1 protein-coding gene is annotated in these 1,126 nt (G+C 48.8%); it reads right to left on the minus strand.

Going from position 1 to position 1,126, the window contains the following annotated elements; all coding sequences use genetic code 11:
- On the minus strand, positions 1-1,126 hold a 1,126-nt coding region (locus MTF64_RS19825), incomplete at both ends, for a condensation domain-containing protein (RefSeq protein ID WP_248452443.1).

Raw genomic sequence — 1,126 nt, forward strand, 5'->3', positions numbered from 1 at the left:
TCACCCCTTTAGGGCGTCCAGTGGATCCCGAGGTATACATCACATAGGCGAGTGATTCCGCAGTCCCAAGCGGTTGCAAGTTAGCCACACTCAGGTCCACTTCATCTTCCACCCAGGCTGTACAATCAACTTGTTGCAGCCTAGCCATGCTGCCGTCAAATCCTGACGCTTCACCCCCTATCACCAATGACATATCTGTGTCATCAACTATGTGCTGTAAACGCTCTGATGGATAACTTGGGTCCAATGGCACATACGCACCACCGGCTTTTAACACCGCAAGTATCGCCACCAATGCTGCCACGCCCCGTGGTAAATACACGCCAACCAGCACTTCATTCGTCACACCCAGCTGTCTTAGCTCTGCTGCTAATCCATTCGCCCTGGCATTCAGTGCTGCATAGCTTAACTCTGTGTTTTCATATCGGACGGCCAGCGCATCTGGGCTATGGGCTACCTGAGCTTCGAACAGCTCATGCAATTGTACCTCATCCGCATAACTTACCTGCTCACCTTCCAGACACGTCGCCAACGTCTGCTGCTCCACCTCACTCAGCATCTCCAGCTCACTTAACTTCGCCATTGGTGTCGCCACGACTGATGCCAATAAACGCTGAAAATAGCTGTCCAATCGCGCGATACTATCGGCTGTAAACAACTCGCTGTCGTAAATCCAACTCAACCTCGCCCCTGACTCTCCCAAACTGACACTCAGCTGTAGGTCAAATTTCGCATAACTCTCTTCTTGCTCCAGCACACTGAATGTAACATCGTTATTAACCGCCAGCCCTAACTTGCTGTCTTCTCCCACTGATAACATCACTTGCACCAATGGCGTATAAGATTGGCTTCCTCCCAGCGAGAGTTTATCCAGTATCTGCTCAAACGGGGCATCCTGATGCTGCTGTGCATCTAGGTTGACTTGTTTTACCTTGGACAAAAATTCACTAAATTCTATCTCGCCTGAGAGTTGAGTTCGCAGTGCTAACGTATTAACAAAAAAACCTATCAGCGATTCAAGCTCGCGTTGCATTCTGTTAGCTATCGGTGTGCCTATTACAATGTCTGTACTGTTGCTGTGCTTCGCTAATAAAATACTCAATACTGCATGCATCAACATAAACGA

It is taken from the genome of Pseudoalteromonas sp. 2CM41L (genome assembly GCF_023161905.1).
Lineage (GTDB): Bacteria > Pseudomonadota > Gammaproteobacteria > Enterobacterales > Alteromonadaceae > Pseudoalteromonas > Pseudoalteromonas atlantica.